This window comes from Mycoplasma testudineum, from assembly GCF_002245785.1.
Lineage (GTDB): Bacteria > Bacillota_I > Bacilli_A > Mycoplasmatales > Metamycoplasmataceae > Mycoplasmopsis_B > Mycoplasmopsis_B testudinea.
Genome location: NZ_NNCE01000003.1, coordinates 88,221 through 110,444, shown reverse-complemented (window position 1 = coordinate 110,444; position 22,224 = coordinate 88,221). Strand labels below are relative to the sequence as shown.

Genomic DNA, 22,224 nt, shown 5'->3' with positions numbered 1-22,224 from the left:
ATATGAATAATTACTTATTACCTTTAAATAAAGATCAATATGAAGCTGTTACATATATTGATGGTCCATTAAAAATAATTGCCGGTGCAGGAAGTGGTAAAACTAAAACTCTTACTACCAAAATCATGTATCACATTGATAAACTAAATACTAAACCGTGAAACATTTTAGGTTTAACTTTTACAAATAAAGCTGCTAGAGAAATGAAAGAAAGAATTGATTCAGAACTTGGACAGGCAAGCGAAGGATTAACTCTTAAAACTTTTCATAGCTTTGCAACTTATTTTTTAAGAAGAGAAATTGAAACATTAGGTTTAAGTAAAAATTTTCAAATTGCAGATGAATCTGATTCAAAATCAATTTTAAACAAGATCCTAAAACAAAATGACATTGATTCTGAGAAATATACTTTCTTTAAAATCAAAGAATATATAAATCAAAAGAAGCAAAACTTTTATTTTAATAAGGCGATGAAATTAACACCAAATTTAAAAGTAGAAACATTTGAATTTATATTTGATCAATATCAAAATGAAACTAGAAAAAACAATTTAATTGATTTTGATGATCTTTTGTTTTTAACTTATTCTATTTTAAAAAATTATGAAGAAATAGAAGATAGATGATCTAATAAATTTAAATTAATTTTAGTTGATGAATTTCAAGATACTGATAACGTTCAATACGAAATTGTAAAACTATTATCTAAGAAATCTCAATTAGTAATTGTTGGTGATCCTGACCAAACCATTTACACATGAAGAGGTGCAAAACTTGATATTATCATGAACTTTGAAAATGATTTTCCAAATGCTAAAATTGTTATTTTGAAACAAAATTATCGTTCAACAAAAACTATTCTTTTTCATGCCAATTCACTAATTAAAAAAAACAGTTACAGAATTGAAAAATCTTTATATACAGAAAACGAAGAAGGCAGCGATGTTGAATTACGCAAATTTAAAGATTCTTATGAAGAAGCAAGATATGTAGCTAGAGAAATAAAATATTTACTTCGATCCGGCGTAGCTGCTCAAGAAATTGTTATTTTATATAGAGCACACTATGTATCAAAACCGTTTGAAGATAATTTGAGATTCTTGCAAATTCCATATTCTGTTTACAGCGGGATTCAGTTCTATGCTCGTAAGGAAATTAAAGAAGTAATTAGTTTCTTAAATTTAATTTTAAATCCGAGTGACTTTTTATGAAATAGCATGATCAACATTCCTAACCGTGGAATTGGGGATATTACCTTAGAAAAAATCAACAAATTCGCTCAAGAAAAGCGAATTAGTTTACAAGAAGCAATCGACAATCATTTAAGTGATTTACCAGTATCTGGAAGCTTGCAAGAAAAAATTGAAAGTTTAAGAAATACGATTAAACAAGCGCGAGAAAAGTTTTTTAATAATGTGGAAACATGAAGCCTTATTTTAAATAATTTTTTAGTAGCAATTGATTATTACCATTTTATAAAAGAATCCAAAGTATATAGTTCAGAAGCAATTGAAAACATTAGAACTTTTTTTGAAGGTTTAGACAATATCTATAAAGAAGGTATTTCAAAAGTAGATGATTTGATCCAATATTTAACTGAAACAGCTTTAAATACTGATTCAGATGAAAAAGTTGAAACTCAAAAAATTTCGCTTATGACAGTGCATTCAGCAAAAGGGCTTGAATTTTCTCATGTTTTTTTAGTCACATTTAATCAAGGTATTTTTCCAAGCTTCCGTTCATATACTGAAGATAAAATTGAAAATTTTGATACTCCACAAATGGCCGAAGAAAGACGTTTGGCTTATGTAGCAACAACTCGGGCTAAAAAGGCTTTATATATTTCTTATAATACAGAATTATCGTTTTCAAACAAAAGACCAAAAAAGAAATCTATGTTTATTAAAGAAATGAATTTGGAAAGCGGAGGATATTTATAAATTAAATAAAACGTTTATTATAGCAAAACGTGCCCGTCACCGGGCATTTTTTTTGCTATAATTATTGGGACAACAAGTGAGGTTAATCATGATTAAAGACATTTTATATTTAGCTAAAAATAATGACCAAAAATCCTTTTATCTAAAAGGATGAATTACTAACAATAGAGGAAACAAAAACATCAGATTTATTGAAATGAATGACGGCTCAACTGTGGAAAATTTACAACTAGTAATTAAAAAATCACCACAATTAGATTTAGAACAAATAAGTTCATACAAACTTGGAAGCGCTATTGAAGTTAGAGGAAAACTTTCATATACACCAAATCAAAAACAAATTGCAGAACTAGAAGTAGAAACATTACTTTTAGTTGCTGAAGCAGATGATGACTTTCCAATTCAAAAAAAAGAAACAAGTTTAGAGTTTTTAAGGACAATACCGCATATTCGGCATAGGACTTCGACTTTAAGAGCAGCTACATTAGTTCGTTCTACAATTTCGTTTGCAATTCATGAATTTTTTCAAAGCAGCGGTTTTGCTTTAGTTGCTTCACCAATAATTACTTCAAATGATGGAGAAGGTGCAGGTGAGACATTTTCAATAAAAAATGAACAATCTAGTGACCCGTTTTTTGGTAAAGATGTAAATCCATTTTTATCAGTTACAGGACAGTTACATGCAGAAGCATATGCTTTAGGGATGCAAAAAGTTTATACATTTGCTCCAACTTTTAGAGCCGAAAATTCACATACAACTAAGCATGCTGCTGAGTTTTGAATGATAGAACCTGAAGTATCATTTTATGAATTACCAGACTTAATTAAACTTGCTGACGATATGCTCCGTTTTGTTGTTGATAGAGTTTTAAAAAGAAATGAAGCTGAAATTAAATTTTTATCAGAAGTTAACAATGTTGATTTATTTACCCGATTAAAAAAACTTCTTGTAACCAATTTAAAAGTTTTAGAATATCGCGAAGCAATTAAAATATTGAAAAAAGCTAATGTTGATTTTGAAAATAAAGATATTAAATTTGGAACTGATTTAGCAACAGAACACGAAAGATATTTAGCAGAAGTTTATTATCAAGGACCAATTAGTATTATCAACTATCCAAAATCATTTAAAGCTTTTTACATGTATCAAAATGATGATAATGAAACAGTGGCAGCATTTGATTTATTAGTTCCTGGTATTGGTGAATTGATTGGCGGTTCACAACGTGAATCAAGATATGATAAGTTACTTAATAGAGTTAAGGAATTAAATATTGATGAGCAAAGCTTGCAATGATATCTTGATTTAAGAAAATATGGTTATAAAGCAAGTGCAGGATTTGGTCTTGGTTTAGAGCGCTTAATTATGTACATAACTGGAATGGAAAATATAAGAGACGTTTTACCTTTTCCAAGAACTCCAAACAATTTAAAAATGTAAATGTGAAAATATAAAGAAGCTAAATTTTGAATTAAATTGCTTGTCTCTTTGATTGACACAATAATCAACATTGCCTTAATCATTGCTTACTCGTTTATTATATCTTCGAATAATTCGACAATCAGTGCAGGCCATTATTACAGTTTCATGTTTCTTGCAATAATTACGCCACTAATTTATTTTTATTTATTTCCTTTAATATTCAACAATAGAACAATTTCATTATTTCTATTTAAACTGAAATACATTAATAAAAATAATGGAAATATCTATTACACAGATTATTTAAAGCGGGCTTTAATTCTTAGCGGTTTAGTTGTATTAGCATTTTTGCTTTTTGTTATTTTAGTACCTGTTACAACCATTAACAAATTGGTAAATAATGTAACTTTAGATTTTTGAACTAGTATGGCTTATTCAGTTCCAGGTGCTGTTGCAACGGCTTGAGTTTTAGTTAGCACTATAAATCTTTTAGTAACTTTATTAAGTAAAAATCAATATAGCTTGCAAGATAAACTTTTTGGCACACATCTTGTTTATACAAAAAAAATATATATAAAAATCGACACAAGAAAATTGGTTGCAATCCCAGTTAAGAAATTATCGATTGTCTGAAAGGATTAATATGTCAAATAGTAATATTGAAGATTTAAACCCATTACTTGCCGATTTAAATCCGCAACAAAAAGTTGCGGTTTTAAGTGAGGGAAATTCACTTAGAATTATAGCGGGGGCGGGAACTGGAAAAACGAAAGTTTTGACCAGAAAAATTTCTTATTTAGTTAAGTATAAAAGAGTTGAACCAGAACAAATTGTAGCTTTAACATTTACCAATAAAGCTTCAGTTGATATGAAAAACAGAATTAGAGAACATATTGGTAATATAACTTCAAGGTTAAGAATTCATACTTTTTACACACTCTGTGCTGAAATACTTTCTGAAGATTCTGAAATAATTAATATTTCAAAAAATTTCACTTTATTAAATGATAAAGATATTGAAGAAAATATTAAAATAGCTTTTCTTCAAGCTGGAATAAGTGAAAAAGATATAACAATCAAATTTGCCCGTAGATACATTCTTCATTCAAAGTTAAACGATTTTTTTGATAGCCAATTATTGAGCGGAATTCATATACCTAAAGAAGAATTAAAAAAACTTGATGAAATGACTCGTTTTTACACATCTAGATTGAGAAAATTTGATCATTTAGATCATGAAGATTTGTTAATTCAAACTCACAGATTACTAACTCAATACCCTGAAATAACCAAAAAATGAGCCAAAAGATTCAAACACATTTTGGTTGATGAATTTCAAGATATAAATATAATTCAACATTCAATTTTGCAATTATTAAGTACATATTCAGAAGTAAATGTTGTTGGTGATCCAGATCAAACAATTTACTCTTGACTTGGAGCAGATGTCAATTTATTTTTAAATTTTGATAATGTATTCGAAAACGTTAAAACCATAATGTTAATTCAAAACTACCGTTCAACTGCAAAAATACTTCATGTAGCCAATAAATTAATTTCAGTTAATAAAAAGAGATTTGATAAAAATCTTTTTACTGAAAACGAAGATGGTTATTCAATTGAATTCAATCATGGATTTAATGCAGAAGCTGAAGCAAGATGAATTATTTCAAAAATTAATCACTTGAAAAAACAAAAAATACAACTTAAAAATATTGCAATTTTATATCGTTCAAACTTTTTACTTAGAGCACTAGAACAACAATTAATAATAGAAAACATCAATCACATAATTTATGGTGGAGTTAAATTTTATGATATCCCTGAAATAAAAGAAATTATGTGATTTTTAAAAGTCTTATTAGATGGTTCTGATATTGCATTTTCAAATATTATTAATGTTCCTACGCAAAGAATTAGTCCTGAGTTATTGAATCACATCATTAAAGAAAAAGATCCAAATAAAAATAATGGAATCTATAAATATTTACTGAAAAATCACAAGAATATTAAGCAATCACCTAAAGAAAAAAAAGAGTTACTAAACTTTTTAAAATCAGTTGTTAAATTCAAAAAAGTTTTTGAAAATGAGGGTAGTCAAGCAAAAATATCATATCTACTAGATAACTTTTTAATTTCAATTAATTACTACAAACATTTAGAAAAACACGTTCAAGATGAAGATGAAGCTATGGAAAATATCAAAGAGCTTTATATTGCAATTGATAAGTGACAATTTGAAAACCCAAATAAAACATTAAGAGAATGATTTGAATACGTTTCTTTATTTAGTGAAAATGAAGAAATTAATAAAGGTAACAATTACATATCTTTAATGACAGTTCACAATTCAAAAGGTCTTGAATATGAAAATGTATTTTTGATGGGCTTATCTGAAGGAATTTTTCCAGCGTTTTCAAAAACAAGAGATGCCTACGGTAGAGAAGATATTGATAAAGTTGAAGAAGAAAGAAGATTAGCTTATGTTGCAGTAACAAGAGCTAAAAAGAGATTGTTTATTAGTGATTCTCGTGGAGTAGATCCAAGAACAAAAGAAAATAAAAAACCATCAAGATTTATTACAGAAATGGATATCGATTTAAACAAACATGTAATGGATATTGATAATATTGAAGCTAAAACTGGTGAATCAAGTTCGCTTAAAAATATTGAATGAGTTATAGGTGATCACGTAAGCCACAGAAGTTTTGGTGAAGGTGAAGTTATCGATATTATAAATAATGAAGAATTGTTTATTAAGTTTCAAAAACACGGCATTAAAAGCATTAAAAAGACTCACGAATCAATCCGTAGAGTTTCATCGAGGTAAGGATGCAATTTAGTTATGTTTTTGTCGGATTTGTAATTGCAGTTTTAATTACTCTTGCAGTAGTTACAATTATTGAAGTCCAAAAAATATATCGAAACAATATTTTTGGAGTAACAAATATAGTACTAGATTTGGAAAATGATAGAGTTCGTAAAGTTATGTTAACGCCCTTTAATTATGGAAGTTATGAGCAAAAGAAACATAATGAAAATTTTTCAAAAGGGGCATGAGTTTCAATAAAGGAATTTATTAAAAGCGATATTTTTAACGAAAAAGAAAGAGTTGAAATTTCAAAAATAATTCAACAAGCTAAGAATAATGTTTTAGACAAAACCCAGCTTTTAGAAACAAACGGAATAACTCAAACTCATAAAATATCTAAGGCAATACACAATCTAACATTTAGTCCAGTTACGACATTAAGAATTAGATTTAAATCTATTTCAAATAAAAAAATGATGGCTAGTTTATACTGATCTAAAAATCGTGAAATAGAAAAAAAGGTTGCCAATAACAGAATTACTATTAGTGATTTGTTAACACAAAAAACAGCCTTCAAAAATTTTATTGGTTTGAAAATAGTTCCAAGTAAAGAAAAGAAACTGGAAATTCTAGTTAAAAGATTAGAAACTGAATTTTCTAATAAAATAAATATTTTTTATGACAATTCAATCCTTTTTGTAGAGTTACAAAACAATGATCAGCAAAAACTCAAAAAGCAAACCAACACAGTTTTAAACCAAATTCAAAACGGGAAATCAAATTGATTTTACAATTCGTTTATAGAATTGTTATCTATCGTCGAAATGGCTGATGTTAAATATGAAGATGATATTGCCAATTTAAAACTGAGAATGGAATATGGATTATATGAATCTAAAGTTTCAGGAAAAATTTATAGGTTTGAATTAGATGCAATAAATATTTCAAGATATGAATCATTTAAAAACCAAGTTAAGATTTTAAATCGCGCTATGCAAACTTACAAAATTGGAACGAATTTGAAAAAAATTTATCAATTTCCTAGTCACAATCCGATTTCTAATAAACTTGCATCTCCAAAAGTATTAGAAGAAATGGACACAAGTAAAATTAATATTTTATTAAGTGAAATATATGCTGATCAACTAGAAGCAAAATTTATTGAAGCCTTAGAAAATAATTATGATTCTCAAACCAAATTATTTGTGGAATTAAGTTTTAAAAATTTTATTGAACATGCGCAAAAATTGGTAAGTCAAAAAATATCATATTTTGTTAAAGTGACAAGTAATAATCAACTTTTTCAAATAAGCGAATATTTAAAAACTCAAAATTTGAAATTATTATTCGGTGTCAAAATAAATAAATATCATGAAGATTTTTTTGACTTTATTTCTACAAATGATGTCGCTTTTGTTTTTGTTGGTGAAAAGATCGGTGCAAACATAACAAACGAAGAAATGTTTTTAAAAACAGCATATTTAAATCAAATAACTCAAGAAAGAAAAATAAAAACTATAATTGAAAAAGTCCCTAAAAATTTAGAGGAAAACATAATTAAAAAAGCTGGTATTCAGTATTATTATTAGCACTTAAATTAGGTAAATTAAATAAGTTAATTATGCATTTTAGTTATAATTTAAAAACTATGGAACAAAAATTAGGTATTATTTTAGACTCATTTTCAACTATAACAGATGAGCAAGAAAAAGAATTAGGATATAAGGTTTTAAAATTATCTTATGAATTAGATGGACAAAAGAAAATTGATAACATTCAAGTTCATGATGAAAGTATTAGAAGAGCTTTTGAAGAAGCAAAAAACATTGCTACTAGTTTGCCAAACTTAGATGTTATTCAAACAACACTAAAAGAGTTTTCTCTAAAATATAATGATGTTTTGGTGATTCCAATTCCTAAATCATTAAGTGGTACATACAATGCGGTATCAACAGCTGCAAAAGACCATCATAATATTCACGTTCTTGATCACAAATTCAGCTGTGGAGCAATCATTGCAGCAGCTAAATGAGCGCAAGAGCAATATGCTAAAGGAATGTCTATAGAAGACATTATTAAAGTATTAGGAAAGAACAGTGAAGGAAGCGCCACATTTGTAGGTTTGGAATCAATCCAATACTTAGCAAAAGGTGGTAGATTACAAAAAATACCTCAACCAATTTTAAAAATGTTGAAGATTTCACCAGTAATTGAATTTTCAGGAAAAAATGCACTTAAAGGGTTTTCGCTAAAAAGTCAAGGTATGGTTAAAAAATTATTTTCACACATTGAAAAATTTATTAACGGCTGAGAAAATAAAGACAATTATGATTTCCACGTTATGCGTTACTTTGAGGGTGAACCATTAACACATTTACATAAAAAACTATCAGAAGTGAATGTGAAATTAACAAGCGAACTATGAGGTTCATTAGTTGTTATGGCTCATACAGGTCCTACTGCTTTTGGAATTTGTATAACTCCAAAATTCCAAAAATAGTGCGTTTATCATTGAAAAACGAGTGCATTTTGCACTTTTTTCATTTTTTTATAATAAAATGAAATAATGAAAAAAATGGCAAAAAACAAAAAAACCGCTCAAATCGGTTATCTTTCTGCTTTGATAATTATCGTTGGTTCAACAATCGGAGCAGGAATATTTTTCAAAAACGGAGCAGTTGCTAGTTATGCACAAAGAGATATTGCATTCATAGTTGCAGCTTGAATTATTTCAGCTGCCGGAATGATTTTTATCGGTTTAGCTTTGATTGAATTAGCTAGTTCAACAAAAAATGATAGAGGTTTTCTGGCTTGGATAAAGAATTTTAATAACAGGTTTTTCAGTAGGTACACAATGTCCTACATGTTAATAATATCTTTCCCGCTCCAATTTTTGACACTACCTTTATTTGTAGTTCAAACATTACAAGATGCTGGTAATTTTCAACTTAATGGTTGAGTAGTAGCAATTATTGCTTTAGGAATATTTTTGTGATTAGCAATTTTAACTCATATTAGTTTAAATATAGGTAAAGCTTTAGCATGAGTATTTACATTTTTGAAATATATACCGCTTTTAATAGCTCCTATCTTTGCATTTGTTGCAAGTGGTAATACAACTGATTCACAGGCTTTATCAGCTGTTGTTAATCCTTCTGGATTATCTGGTTATAGTAAATGACTTGGTTTAATTGCGGCTGTACCTTCAATAATATTTGTTTATGATGGTTTTTATACTGCAACATCATTAAGATCTAATATTAAGAAAAAGAATTCTATTGGTCCGTTGATGATTATTGGAATTCTTATTGTAACTGTTACATATTTATTTTTAACAATCGGGTTTGCTCTTGGGACAACAAACGGGAAAATCAGCGGTTTAACTAATACGCCTAATTGAGTTAAATTGCTTTTCAATATTCTTATTTCAATGTCAATTCTAGGGCTTATTAATAATCAAGTTATGGCTATTCCGAGAGTATATAAAAGTGTGGCAGAAGATAATGAGTTTTTCTTGCTCCATAAATTTGCTAAATTATTCAAATTTAAAAATCAAAATTTAGCAGCCTTTTCATTTTTCATAACAATAGTATTAGCTTATTATGTTTTATGAATACCAATTGGTTTATATGCACTAACTGCAAACTCGGGTGCAAGTGACTACGGGCAAGAAGCAGCTAACTTATATAATGTTGCCGATTTGATCACAGGATTTAGTTCATTAGTTATTTTCTTCTGAATAGCAATAAGTATTCTGGGAGCTTTAAGAAACCGGAGGACTGGCAAAGTTGAAGTTGTTAAGCAAAAATTCTTTATTGTGAGTGCAATAATAAGCGTGATATTTATTTTTGCTGCAAGTGGATTTTTCACAGTTGAATCTTTTGTAAACATTTTCTTATTGACAGGACCTGATCAAGTAAATGCAATTATTAAATTTGTGTTCTTTGTCTTTACATTAGTATTCCCACTTACTATTGTTCTTTTAGAAAATGTTTTTGCAAAGGATTATTTGAAATTGTCCGAGCCAGGCACTAATTTAGATAAAATTAAAGTAGAGGCAAAAGCTTCTTAAGGAGAAAATATGGCAAAAGATTTTGATTACGAATTGATTATTGTTGGTGGTGGTCCAGCAGCACTTAGTGCTGCGGTGTACGGATCTAGAGGTGGTTTAAAAACTGCCTTTATAGAAAAAGATGCTCCTGGTGGTAAAGTTGTTAATCAATCAAAAATTGAAAATTGATTGGGTGATGAAATAGTTGAAGGACCAGATTTGGCAATTAGAATGTACAACCATGGAATTAAATTTGGTGCAGAACACATTTTTGGTGAAGTAACTAAAATTGAAACTAATGGAGATTATGATCACGTTGTTACATATAAAAATCCTGAAGGAGAATTTAAAAAATCTGCTAAAAGTATAATTATTGCTTCAGGAATGGTTAATAGAGAACCTCTAGACATACCTAACATTAGAAACTACTACCATAAAGGTGTTTCATTTTGTTCAATATGTGATGGTCCAATTTTTGGATACCAACCTTCAGTTGTAATCGGGGGCGGGAATTCAGCCGTTGAAGAAGGAGCGTATTTAGCAAATGTTGCTAGCCATGTTCATTTTGTAGTTCGTGATGCAAAATTTAATGCTGAACAATCTCTTGTTGAAGAACTGTTAAAGCGAAAAAATGTAACTATTCATTATGAATCTAGAATTACAGAAGTTGCAGGCGAAAATAAATTAGAACAAGTAACTATTGAAACTAAAGATGGTAAAACTACTACAGTATCTGTAGCATCTATTTTCCCTTATATTGGATTTTTACCAGCAGCTAATTTCGCTAAAGATTTGGGAATTTTAGAACCTAATGGGTTTATAAAAACTGATGAATTAATGCAAACTAAAATAAAAGGTATTTATGCAGCAGGAGACATCCGTCTAAAAGATGTTAGACAAATTGTTACTGCTTCAAGTGACGGAGCAATTGCAGCTAAAGATGCGGCTCAAAAAGTTAAGTAATTCACAATTTAATTAAAATAAAACGGACTCGAGAAAAGTTCGTTTTTTAATTCTAAAAGTAGATCATTACAAATTGTGTAAGCGTTTTAGCATAGCTACATCAGTTTTTAACATAGCTACGTCCTTTTCAATATTTTCTAATCTATCATTGATTTGCCCAAGCATCATTAGGACTTGATTTTTAAAACTAATATCTTCCATAGTAATTTTATTATACCTAAATAAATCTGCTGCTTCTAAAGAGCCACTTTCTATAAATTGTGTATATTTTTTAACATAGCTACATCAACTTCAATGTTTGCCACTCTTTGTTCCAAATTTCCAACTCTGATTTTTAGCTCAGCCACATCTTTTTTAAGCTCTATTATTTCCTTTTCAATATTTTCTACTTTTTTATTAATTTGCCCAAGCATCATTAGGACTTGATTTTTAAAACTAATATCTTCCATAGTAATTTTATTATACCTAAATAAACCTACCGCTTCTAAATCACGGTTCTCTAAAATATTAAAGTTGATTTCCTTACCGTGCCAGTAATACAATTGCACCCATTTATTAAGAGATTTGATGGTTAATTTACCGCTTTTTTCATGACTGTCGACAAATTTTTCAAATTTCTTTATCTGCTCTGTGTGAGCATCAGTTCTTTTTATATTTTTTTTGTTTTGCATACCTATATATGCAAAAATAAGTCCTTATTTGAAAAAACGCATACTTTTTTTAAAACTAAATATTTTTTACTCTAATAAATTACTCTTTATTTGATTTTGAGTATTCTAAAAATTCCATTGAATATATTTTGGCATTTTTTGAAACAATTTTTCAAATTCTAAAAGAATAAAAAAATGAGTTTATTGTTTCTAAAAATAGAGAAAATTCTAAATTTTGAACTGAAGAAATTTCTTCTTTTAAATCCTCTTGGTTGGAAACGAGAAATTTAATTGAATCTTGTTCAATTTTTAAAAAATATTTATTTATTTTTAGCAATGCAAAAGCTGATAGTGCTCAGAAAAATAAAAACAACCCTACAAGAGATGAAGCAATATCGATAGCTATTCATCCTTGTGATAAAACAACTAGAAAAATTAATGTAGCAGTAAGTACATACAAAATAAAAGCAAAGAAATTTTTCAAATTTAAAAAAATAATTTTTTTCTTAATAATAGTTTTGTATTGATTTCAAAATAAGGCTTTCCAAACTATTTTTTTCACTTAAAAACTTTATCATCTTAAAAGAATTAATTAGGCAAAAAGTATAGAAAACATGGTATATTTTCACAAAAATTAGCCTATTTAAAAAAATTTAAAATATCAGCTATGGGTTATAATAAGCCCATGGTTATTTGACAGAAGTAATCATGGTAAAAGTATGTATAGACTCAACTTAATCAAAATAAAATGTTAAGTAAGTTTTTTTAGTATTTTAAAAAATACCCGAAAGGATATAAAAATGGATAAAAAAAGCAAGATATTAATAGGTAGCGCAGTCGGAGTTGTAACTGTAGGTGCAACAGTAGGTATTGGTGTAGGAGTTGGTCTATCAACTGACAATAATTCTGATACTTTTGCAATTACAAATTCGCCTGATTTAATCCCTAGTCTTGATAATAATGGAGTTTTAAGTAACTATACTGCAATTGATGCTATTGAACAAATTAATTCAAGGAATAGCATCATTGGATTTAATTTTATTTCAGCAAGAGAAAATGCAACAAATCTGGATTCACGTTTAGAATACAGTGTTGTTTCGGCTGCCGTTGACCCAAGTAGTGATGGTACTCAAATTGAATTAACAATTAGAGTAAGTATTAAAAATATTGATGGTACTTTAACAACTAGAAACTATTCAGTTAAATCAAGTGGTTGATTAAATAATGAAGCAGGAACTAAAAAAATTCTTGATTCAACTTCAAATGATTATGTAAACATCACTATAGCGCCAGCAGCTGCTAATAAAACAGCTAATCAGCTAAATCCTGATGATTTAATTATTAGTGCCAATGAAACTCCTATTGCCGGAGCAACTACAACTATTAAAAGTGTTAACACAATTGCAGGAAACACAACTAGTGTTTCAGTTGTTTATGAAATTAGTAGAGATGGTATTAGTGTTCAAAGATCAATAATTATTTCAAACATAGTACCGCAATTGCAAACTAAAGTAAATCAAGCTCCAGAAATCGTTCCAACACTTAATGTAAGTTTGGAAGATACTTTCTCTGAATTAACAAATAAAAGACACAAACAAGTTTACGGAATCAATCCTAATAATATTTCTCGTTCAAATTTTAATCCTATCGTTTCTGAAGATACATTAGTAAGATATGAAATTATCAGTGTTGCTAAAAAAGAACCCAATAATCTTGATGACAGCCAGTATCTAATTACAATTAGAAAAAGCTCAACAGAAACCAGTGTTCAATTCATTAGTGACTATCAAGTTACAATTGACAATTTATATACTCCAAATGAGTGATATCTTAAAAGTAACTGAAATAAATTTCCTTTAAAAATAAATACTGAATTAGCTGCTAAACCAGTTCAATTAGTTACATTAAATGAATTTATAGCAGGTACAAGTGTTGATTATTCACAAACAAATACTAAAAACAAGCCTGATCGTTTTAATGTAAATGTTACCGGTTTTAGTGTTCGAAGTGTTCCTAACGGTGAAGCTACAGGTACAGTAACTGTAGCAGTAGGTACAGCAGTAGCACAGTACAACGTTACAGTAACTGGTTTCATGAAAAATGAAACTTACGTGAAGAATGTATTGAATAAAATTAGTATCTTCAAGCCTGAAGTTATTTTTAATGGAACTGTTCCTCAAGTTTTTGCCAGCGAATTGCGTGGTGAAAATTTTACTACTAACTTACCTAGAGACATTTTGAATGAAATTTCAATAGCTAATAATAGTAGAAGCAATAGTAAAATTGAAATTTCTTTAGCTGTTGTAACTCCAACAGGTGCTGAAATTGCCCAGAGAAACAAATCTGGACAAATTCAAGTTACTCTTTCAATTCGCGGTATTAGTGAAAACAACCAAGCTATTACTGAATCTGCTTATACAAAAACACAAGAATTACAAGGAGCTACAAAAGCTCAATTAGATACATCTATTATTAATTACTTTGTTAATAAAAAAGAAGTTCCAGTTCTTAAAAATGAAGAAGATAAGAATAAAAAACCGACTGAAATTAAAGTTGAAGATTTTCAGCCACTTAATTTTAATTTAGTATCTGAAAATCCACGTGCTAATATTTCTCCTTTAAGTGCTACAGTAACACAAATTAAATCTACTGATGCAACTAGAGGTTCATTAGTAGCGCTTGTTACTATTACAAATGATGATAAAACTGTAACTAGAACTTACGAAGCTACTGTTACAGGTTTTGATTCAGCTTTAAAAGATAACACCTTAGCTGTTACTGATTACATAGTTTCTAGATCAAATACAGCAAATGAAAGTCGTGATGTTGAATATACAGAAGCTGCTAAAGCCGCTCATCCAAAAATTGATACTTTACCTTCAAATACAAAAGTATCAGATTTTGACTTTATCGGTGGTACTAAAACAACAGTTGATGGTCAAAGTGTAACTGAACATAACATTACAATTAACAATAAAACTATTAAGGTTTATTCACAAATAATCAATTTATTTGCAACTGATTCTAAAGGTGAAGCAAATATCGCTATAAGAGTATTTGCTGGTACAACCGCTGTTGGTGATAGATTCGAAACTAACACAGTTAGAATTGTAGGCGGATTCCAAACAACAGTAGTAGCACAAGCTAAAAGCGATGTTGAAGCTGTTATTAGAGATTTAAAAGCAAATCCTGCAAGAATTAGTTTTTCTAATACTTCAAAAGTACAGGACCAAACACTTGGTTCTGATACAGTTAATTCAGATTACACTGTAACTTCTGTTGATTCTAAAGTAAGAGCTGAAGTAACTAATATCGATTCATCTAATGATGATGGTAGTGTTACTTTAACAATTAGAGTATCTTCAGCAACTGAAGTAGATTCAAAACCTGCTTTTTCAAGTACATTTACTTATAAAATGACAGGTTTTGCTACAACAGCAAAAAATAAAAATAGAGAATTTGCACAATCATATGCTAATTCAGTTGCTTCAGGGATTATTTCAAGCACTGAAGCAACACCCGATTTAAATGTTTCTAAATTATTAACTTTAGTTAATACTGTTACTGCTTCAAGTTTTAATCCTAAAAAAGTTAAATTCAATACTGGTAATGACGGTATTGGTGAAGTTGATGCAACTTTAACTGTTTTAGAATTTAGTGCTTCACAAGAAAATGATTCAAACGGTCAACCTAAAGGTGAAGGTACTGCTTTAGTTGAAGTTTCAATTGGAACTGGAACTAATGTAGGAACTGCTACATATAATGTTATTGTTTCTGGGTTTCCAAATCAAAGCAAAATTGAAAACCAAAAAATTGTTGATCAATATGCTGGTGCAACTAATACTAACAAAGCTATCCCATTTTTAATTGATAGTAATAAAAAACAACAAGCAACAGCTGCTAATGGTGGTGTTTTAACTAGTGATTATCGAATTGAAATAGCTTCAGGTATTATTAGTGGAATCATTAAATCAGTTACTTCTAAAGAAGGTTCTAACGGTGTTAGAGCTGTTATTACTGTTGAAGTAGCTGCAGGTAACGGTTCAACTAGAGCTACAGCTACATATATAGTTGAAGATGATGGATTCTTATCAGTAGAAAAATACGAAATCTACCAAGCTGCTGCTGCTAGAGCAATTATTATTGATCAAGCAGCTAAAAGTGACAGACTTAGTTCAATTACTAATGTAATTCGTTTAGCACCATCAGGTCAAAATAAATCAGCTTCTGCTGCTTTAAATGAAGATATTATCATTACATCTGAAGAAGGTTCAGATGTAAAACTTAGTGCACAAATTTTAAGTGGTTCACGTAATAACGAAACTGGAGATGTAACTTTCAAAATTAAAGGTACATTAACTAAAAATAGCGTTATTTATGATTACACTTTAGATCAAGAAATTAAAGCAAGATTATTCTTACCTTCTGAAGCTAAATTAGTTCAAGATGCCCCAAGATTAACAGTAGATTGAAATGAAGGAGCAGATAGAAATATTTCTGCAGTAAACGCAAGTATTGCTAATTTCCACGTTGTTGGAGCTTCAGATAGTTCTTTATATGATTACACAATTAATAGTATTACTTCTGTTCCTACAGGAGAAAATGCTACTGAAGGAAATACAGCAGCTTTTACAATTAGAGTAAGTTTAAAAACAAATCCAAGTGTTACAAACAGTTACACAGTTACTTTAACTGGATTTATTCCTACTGCTCAAGAAAATAACGCCAAAATTGTTAATGGATATATCAAAGATACCACAAACCATTTAAAAGCAGTTGCTTCAGATGAAATCAAAAAATCTAAAGCAGTTGGTGATTTAGTAAATACAGATATTACTATTGAAGGAACTAAAGCTAATTTATCATTTGAAGTACTTGATATCAATCCTGCTTCAGCAAATAATACTACAGCTGTAGTTACAATTAAAGTAACTGCAGGTACTGGAATTAATGCTTACAGTAATACTTATAATCAAACTATTACTGGATTCTTACAAGCAACTAAAAGTTCAAATGAAAAACTACTTACTAAATATATTGCTAGTGAAAATAGAGATAATCCAGTATTGCTTGCTGCAATTCAAAACGCTAAAGATGAATATGCAGTTGCAAATTTACAAACAAGTGATTTTACAATTACTCCTAGATCTACAGTAGATTCACAAATTGGTCAATCAATTACCAATTTACAAGCTAAAGTAGGAACAGATACAACTGCAGTTGTAACTGTAACTTTAACACTAGGAACAGGTAGTGCTTTGGCAACTAAAACTTATACAACAGAATTCCCTGGTTTTGCTAGTGCAGCTAGAGCTAATGCTATTGGTTTAATTAGAAGATATGAAAGTCAATTACAAGGTGATTTAACTAAGTATAATCAACCTATTTTAACTAATTCACGTAAACCACAAGAAGTGGCTCTTAGTTCAGTAGTAGGTGCAAGTAATTTAAGTAATTGAAATATTGCTGCAACGGTAGCCGGACATCCATTATTAACATTTACAGTTTCTTCTGCAACTGCTTCAGATACACCTAATGCAGTTGATGTAACTGTATTAATTACAGCTAATGCAAATGATGCAAATGTTGATTCAAGAGCTACAAAATCATATGTAATTACTATTCCTGGTTTCTTAACTGATTTACAGTCAAGAAACTTCCAAATTGCTTCTACTTATAGAGATAGAACAGATAGAATCACTCCAACTTTATTAGTTGATACCTCAAGATCTGTAAAAAGCTTAACTACAGCTGATTTTAGTATTACTCAACCAAGTGATAACACTGCTGTTAGATTAAGTGTTTTTAGTGTTGCAGTAGATCCAGTAGATGAAACTGTTGCTGTTGTAACAGTTAGAGTTTCTGTTGGTAATGGTACTGCTATTAGTAATTCCGTGACATATTCACAAAAATTTGAAGGTTTTAGAAAAGCCGGATTAGAAGATTCTAGAATTGCAGTTGAAAAATATTTAGCCAGAAATTCAGCTGAAAAAAGCGTGCCAGTTTTAAATAACCTTATTAATAAAGAACAAACAAGTGGTAATTCAATTATCGCTCAGAATTTTAGTATTAGTCAACCAATAAATAACAATACTGATCCAGAAGTTGTTTTAAGTATTTCAAAAGTTACTCCGATTTCAAATGGTTCTTCTGTAGAAGTAACAATTAGAGTAGCAGCTGGTGCTGGAGAAACGTTATATGAAAAAGAAGAAAAAGTTACAGTAAATGGTTTTGCAACTAATGATATTGCACAAGCTTGATTAGTAGTAAATAACTATATAGCAAGTGGTAATAGAGTAAATCCAGTTGCAAAACCTAATGCAACAGATAAACAAGCTGCAAATGTAACTGTGTCAGATTTTACTTTAGATACAACTGGCGTAGTTAATGTTACTCCAACTATTACTTCTGTCAAACCATCTTCTACTGATGATACAGTTGTTGAGGTAACAATTACTGTTACTCATAGTACTCAAAAAACAGTTTCTAGAACGTACATTTCAACTGTTTCAGGTTTTTCTAGTGCCCAAAAAGCAGCAAACATTGCTGCGGTTAAAGCATTTATTGAAAATACAGCAAATAAACCCACATTAAGAGATGGAATTAATAAAGCTGTTACATCAGTTCAGAACTTAATTGTTTCTGATTATGTAATAAAAAATAACACTAGTCAAAACCCACCATTATCAATTAATGTAACAAGTATAGTTGAAAAAGGAGAAAGTGCTGCTGATCAAAAAATAGCTAGAGTTACTTGAACTGTTTCTGCAGGTTCTGGATTGAATTTTGCTACACAACAATCTACATTTGAAGAATCTGGCTTTGCAGATAGAGCAACTGGTGCAGCAACAAGAAGCGTTTTAGACTACATAAATAGTCAAACAAGAAATCAAGTTCAATTGAGAAGAACAGTAGATTTACAAAATTCTCCCGATACAATCACCGCAGCACAACTTACGATTAATGCAGCTCCAACAGGAAGTGATGTTAACTTACAAATTGGTACTTTACCTAAAGTAACAGATATTAATCAAACTACATTAGAAGTGCCAGTTATAGTTACATCTACTAAAGACTCAAACATAAGTAGAACATATATTTCTACTATCACATCCTTCTTTTCTAAAGCCAGAGTTGAAGCATCTAAATTTGCAACTTTAGGTGTTTGACCAGCTGTTTTTAAAACGGACGACAATTTTACTCAAAATAATTTATATAGCGCTGAAGAATTGAAGTCAATTTTACCCAGTTCAATAACTTCTAACATGTTAAATATTGGTTTACCAAACCCAGCTCAAACAAGTCATTCTAACACCGACAGAACTAATATTAGATCCACAATTATTTCGGTAGTGCCAAATAATGACCAAGGTGCTTTAACAGTTAATTTAGGAGTTAGTTATATTGAAGATAACCAAATTGGTGCTTTTGAAGCAACATATAGTGTGACAATTACAGGATTATTAACATCAGGACAAGCTCAGATTAATAACGCTGTTCAATATCAATTTAGATTCAGCGGTGATAGAACAAGAAGCACTGCATCATCAACTGTTTTTGCCAATTATAATTTAGAAGCTTCAAATGCTGTTCTAAAAAATCTTAGTGACAATGATAGAGGTCTTACATATTCTGTAACTAATATCGAGGCACTTGAAAATGGCGTTAAAGCTAGATTAACTATTAGAATTTCAGGTCAAACAACTGCAATACCTCGTACATATTTACAAACAATCGACGGTTTTTTAACTAAAACTAAATTTGATAATTTACAAGTTCTTACAAATTGATCAAGCATACAGCATAATGTTACTTTACAACTTAATACCCAAAACATTACAACAAATAACACTGCTATCACTGAAATCAATAAAATTTCTACAGCTATTTCAACAAATAATCAAACATTATTAGAAACTTATTTTAATAATTATCAAACAACTGATATGACTAAATTAGGAATAACAAGAACAACAACAAATGCTGTTGCAATTAATGATTCAAATGGTATACCAAGAGATATTAAAGTTACATTTTTAATTTCAGTTGGACAAGGCGATGATATTGTTACTTTAAATAGAGATCAAACATATTTTGGTTTTGCGGATCCTGGTGCAGGTAAAATATTCTTAAAAATTCAAAAAATGTTGGAAGCAAATGAATCTGGCAAAAATCAATATATTAAGGTCAAACAATCATCTGTTGAAAAGATTTTGACTACTAAAACAGCAATTGGCGACAATTTCTTCACAGTAGAAGATTTTGAAGTTCCCGCAGATAAGCAAACAGAATTGACTAATGAAGGATTTACATTCACAAGAACATCTGTTTCTAGAACAACTAGAGAAAATGTTTTGACCGGAAGTATTATCGTGAATTTTACATTAGCTGCAGAAGGTGCAACTCAGAATTTTTCGATGCAAGTTAAAGGATTTAGAACTGCTTCAGATGCAATTAATGCTTATAAAGAAGATATTACCAAAAGGTTAGAGGTTAAATCAAAATTAGACAATAATGCACTGTGGACCAAAACAGCAGAAACCACTTCTACAAATTTTGAAACAATTTTTAATGGCACCAAAGACAATTATCCATTACAAAATAGAGAAATTAATAATTTAATAATAAGTGTTGGAAATGGTGTTGTTAATACAGACACGTCTAAAGTAGATTTTATTGTAACTGTTTCTAAAAGTTTAGAAACTCTATTTTCTGGTGCTAAAGGTACAATTAATTTATCTGATAATTACATTTCACAAGTAAATGGATTTAAAAGAACTAATTTTGGTGCAGATGCATATAGATATCAAGATGACAAAGGTAATTTTTACTCTAACACACCAACAAATCCAACTGCAATTACAAAATTAGAAGTAAACCCAACAAAAACAAGTATTGAAGCAAACGCATTCCGTAATTCTGATAAATTAGTTTTATTAACTTTAAATGAAGGATTAACAAGTATAGGTGCTAATGCTTTTTCTAGCGCAAAAATCACTTTACTAGATTTACCAAAATCACTTATGAATATTGGAGACTCAGCATTTACCAATTCGCCATTAGCTTCTCTTACAGGTTTAGATTTAACAAAAATAGAATATCTTAAAGAAAATGTTTTTGCAGCTGCAACTACTTCTGAGAAAAATAAAATCCATGATTGAAAATTTTCTAAAGCAGAATTGGCAGCTGTTCTGTTGAACTCAGGCGATAAAGACAAAACAAAAGCAAGTGAAGTTCAAGCAAATAATTTTAGATTCGAAAATTCAGAAAATTTCCAAACATTAGGGGACATTACTTTTTCGATGAATACAACTCCAATTTCTGACGCAAAAGATGAATTTGGTGCATTGACTCTAAACTATACTGTTAATATAGGTACGAATGGTAATACAGTTAAGTCAAAGGAATTTTCAAAAAAAGTTTATGGGTTCAAAACAACTATAGAATCACTAGAATTTTATGATACAAAGGTCACAAATAATTTTGATGCTTCAAACTTAGATACAATTGTCTTACAAAACAAAAAACTATCTAGTTGAAAAGATGATAGAACAAACCAAGAATATAACCAATCAAATGAGATATTTAGACCTAGTTTTACCGTCGATGAATCAAAAGGTGGATATAAAAATTCTATAAATCTAGCACAAGACACAATATCAACATTTTTAACTAATACGGATCAAACCGGACAAATACTTTCCAACCGAGGTGGAGCATTATATATTGCATTTAAGATGACCCCTCGAACCGCAGAAAGTTTAGAGACTCTATTTAGTGGTAAAAATTTATTCTACAATTTACAAGCCGGTAAAGAAACACTAGGAATTAGGGGTACAGCAGATTGAACAATTGACCCAAGTGCAAGTAGATGAGAATTGACAGATTTAAATCAACCTAATATTAATTGAATTACAGGTAACGAATATAATAATAACGATATTACAAGAGCTGGTAATCTTGAAAATGGTGTATCTTACAAATTTAATTCGGTTATCCCTTCTCAATTCATTAATAAAGATGTCATTTTGGAAATAATGAATCATTCCAATCCCGTTGGTACATCGAGCGGTTTAGTTAAATTGACATTTTTAGTTAAAAACGACAGCGGAAATTCAAAGCAATTTTCAAGATATGCTGCAGCATTATTAAGAAACGAAGTAACTGACTCATTCTGATCTATTTTAGGATCGCAAACAAATTCGGCTAAATCAAATATTTACTCTTTAACAATATTTAACAATAGTAGTCAATTATTGTCTAGAAATGAAAGAACTCAAATTATGATTGCTCTAGCAACAAAATGAACAGGAGTTGTTCCAACGAGTGATAACACAAATAACACAACACAAGTAGACTGAACAAAACTATAAGACATAGGTGAA

Annotated in this window: 12 protein-coding genes; 9 read left to right on the top strand and 3 right to left on the bottom strand. The window is 29.5% G+C overall.

Going from position 1 to position 22,224, the window contains the following annotated elements; translation table 4 throughout:
* Positions 1 to 2 precede the first annotated feature (2 nt).
* From CG473_RS02045 to CG473_RS02010, 8 genes are all read left to right on the top strand, one after another.
* On the top strand, positions 3 to 1,940 hold the full coding sequence (locus CG473_RS02045; RefSeq protein WP_094254650.1) for an ATP-dependent helicase: 1,938 nt from the start codon (positions 3 to 5) through the stop codon (positions 1,938 to 1,940).
* Between the two features lie 88 nt (positions 1,941 to 2,028).
* Positions 2,029 to 3,381: an asparagine--tRNA ligase gene (gene asnS, locus CG473_RS02040; RefSeq protein ID WP_094254649.1), complete on the top strand. Its 1,353-nt coding sequence runs from the start codon at positions 2,029 to 2,031 to the stop codon at positions 3,379 to 3,381.
* Positions 3,382 to 4,005, top strand: coding sequence for an RDD family protein (locus tag CG473_RS02035; protein WP_094254648.1), 624 nt, complete (start codon positions 3,382 to 3,384; stop codon positions 4,003 to 4,005).
* 1 nt (position 4,006) lies between these two features.
* Entirely contained in the window at positions 4,007 to 6,193 is a 2,187-nt protein-coding gene (locus tag CG473_RS02030; protein WP_094254647.1) for an ATP-dependent helicase, read from the top strand.
* A 2-nt stretch (positions 6,194 to 6,195) separates the two neighbouring features.
* Complete coding sequence (locus tag CG473_RS02025; RefSeq protein WP_094254646.1) at positions 6,196 to 7,764, top strand: MHO_4530 family protein; 1,569 nt, start codon at positions 6,196 to 6,198, stop codon at positions 7,762 to 7,764.
* Between the two features lie 59 nt (positions 7,765 to 7,823).
* Positions 7,824 to 8,675, top strand: coding sequence for a DegV family protein (locus tag CG473_RS02020; protein WP_166623187.1), 852 nt, complete (start codon positions 7,824 to 7,826; stop codon positions 8,673 to 8,675).
* Positions 8,676 to 8,741: 66 nt separating this feature from the next.
* Positions 8,742 to 10,247, top strand: coding sequence for an APC family permease (locus CG473_RS02015; RefSeq protein WP_094254644.1), 1,506 nt, complete (start codon positions 8,742 to 8,744; stop codon positions 10,245 to 10,247).
* A gap of 9 nt (positions 10,248 to 10,256) precedes the next feature.
* Positions 10,257 to 11,189: an NAD(P)/FAD-dependent oxidoreductase gene (locus CG473_RS02010; RefSeq protein ID WP_094254643.1), complete on the top strand. Its 933-nt coding sequence runs from the start codon at positions 10,257 to 10,259 to the stop codon at positions 11,187 to 11,189.
* 66 nt (positions 11,190 to 11,255) lie between these two features.
* Here CG473_RS02010 and CG473_RS04340 read toward each other — a convergent pair whose 3' ends face one another.
* From CG473_RS04340 to CG473_RS02000, 3 genes are all read right to left on the bottom strand, one after another.
* Positions 11,256 to 11,390, bottom strand: a complete 135-nt coding sequence (locus CG473_RS04340; protein WP_279526408.1) for a hypothetical protein — start codon at positions 11,388 to 11,390, stop codon at positions 11,256 to 11,258.
* 50 nt (positions 11,391 to 11,440) lie between these two features.
* Positions 11,441 to 11,860, bottom strand: coding sequence for a hypothetical protein (locus CG473_RS02005; protein WP_094254642.1), 420 nt, complete (start codon positions 11,858 to 11,860; stop codon positions 11,441 to 11,443).
* Positions 11,861 to 11,939: 79 nt separating this feature from the next.
* A complete protein-coding gene (locus CG473_RS02000; RefSeq protein WP_094254641.1) occupies positions 11,940 to 12,401 on the bottom strand; it encodes a hypothetical protein in 462 nt (153 codons plus the stop codon).
* 238 nt (positions 12,402 to 12,639) lie between these two features.
* Here CG473_RS02000 and gli349 point away from each other — a divergent pair, with 238 nt between their 5' ends.
* Complete coding sequence (gene gli349, locus CG473_RS01995; protein ID WP_094254640.1) at positions 12,640 to 22,212, top strand: gliding machinery surface structure protein Gli349; 9,573 nt, start codon at positions 12,640 to 12,642, stop codon at positions 22,210 to 22,212.
* The last annotated feature ends 12 nt before the right edge of the window (positions 22,213 to 22,224 follow it).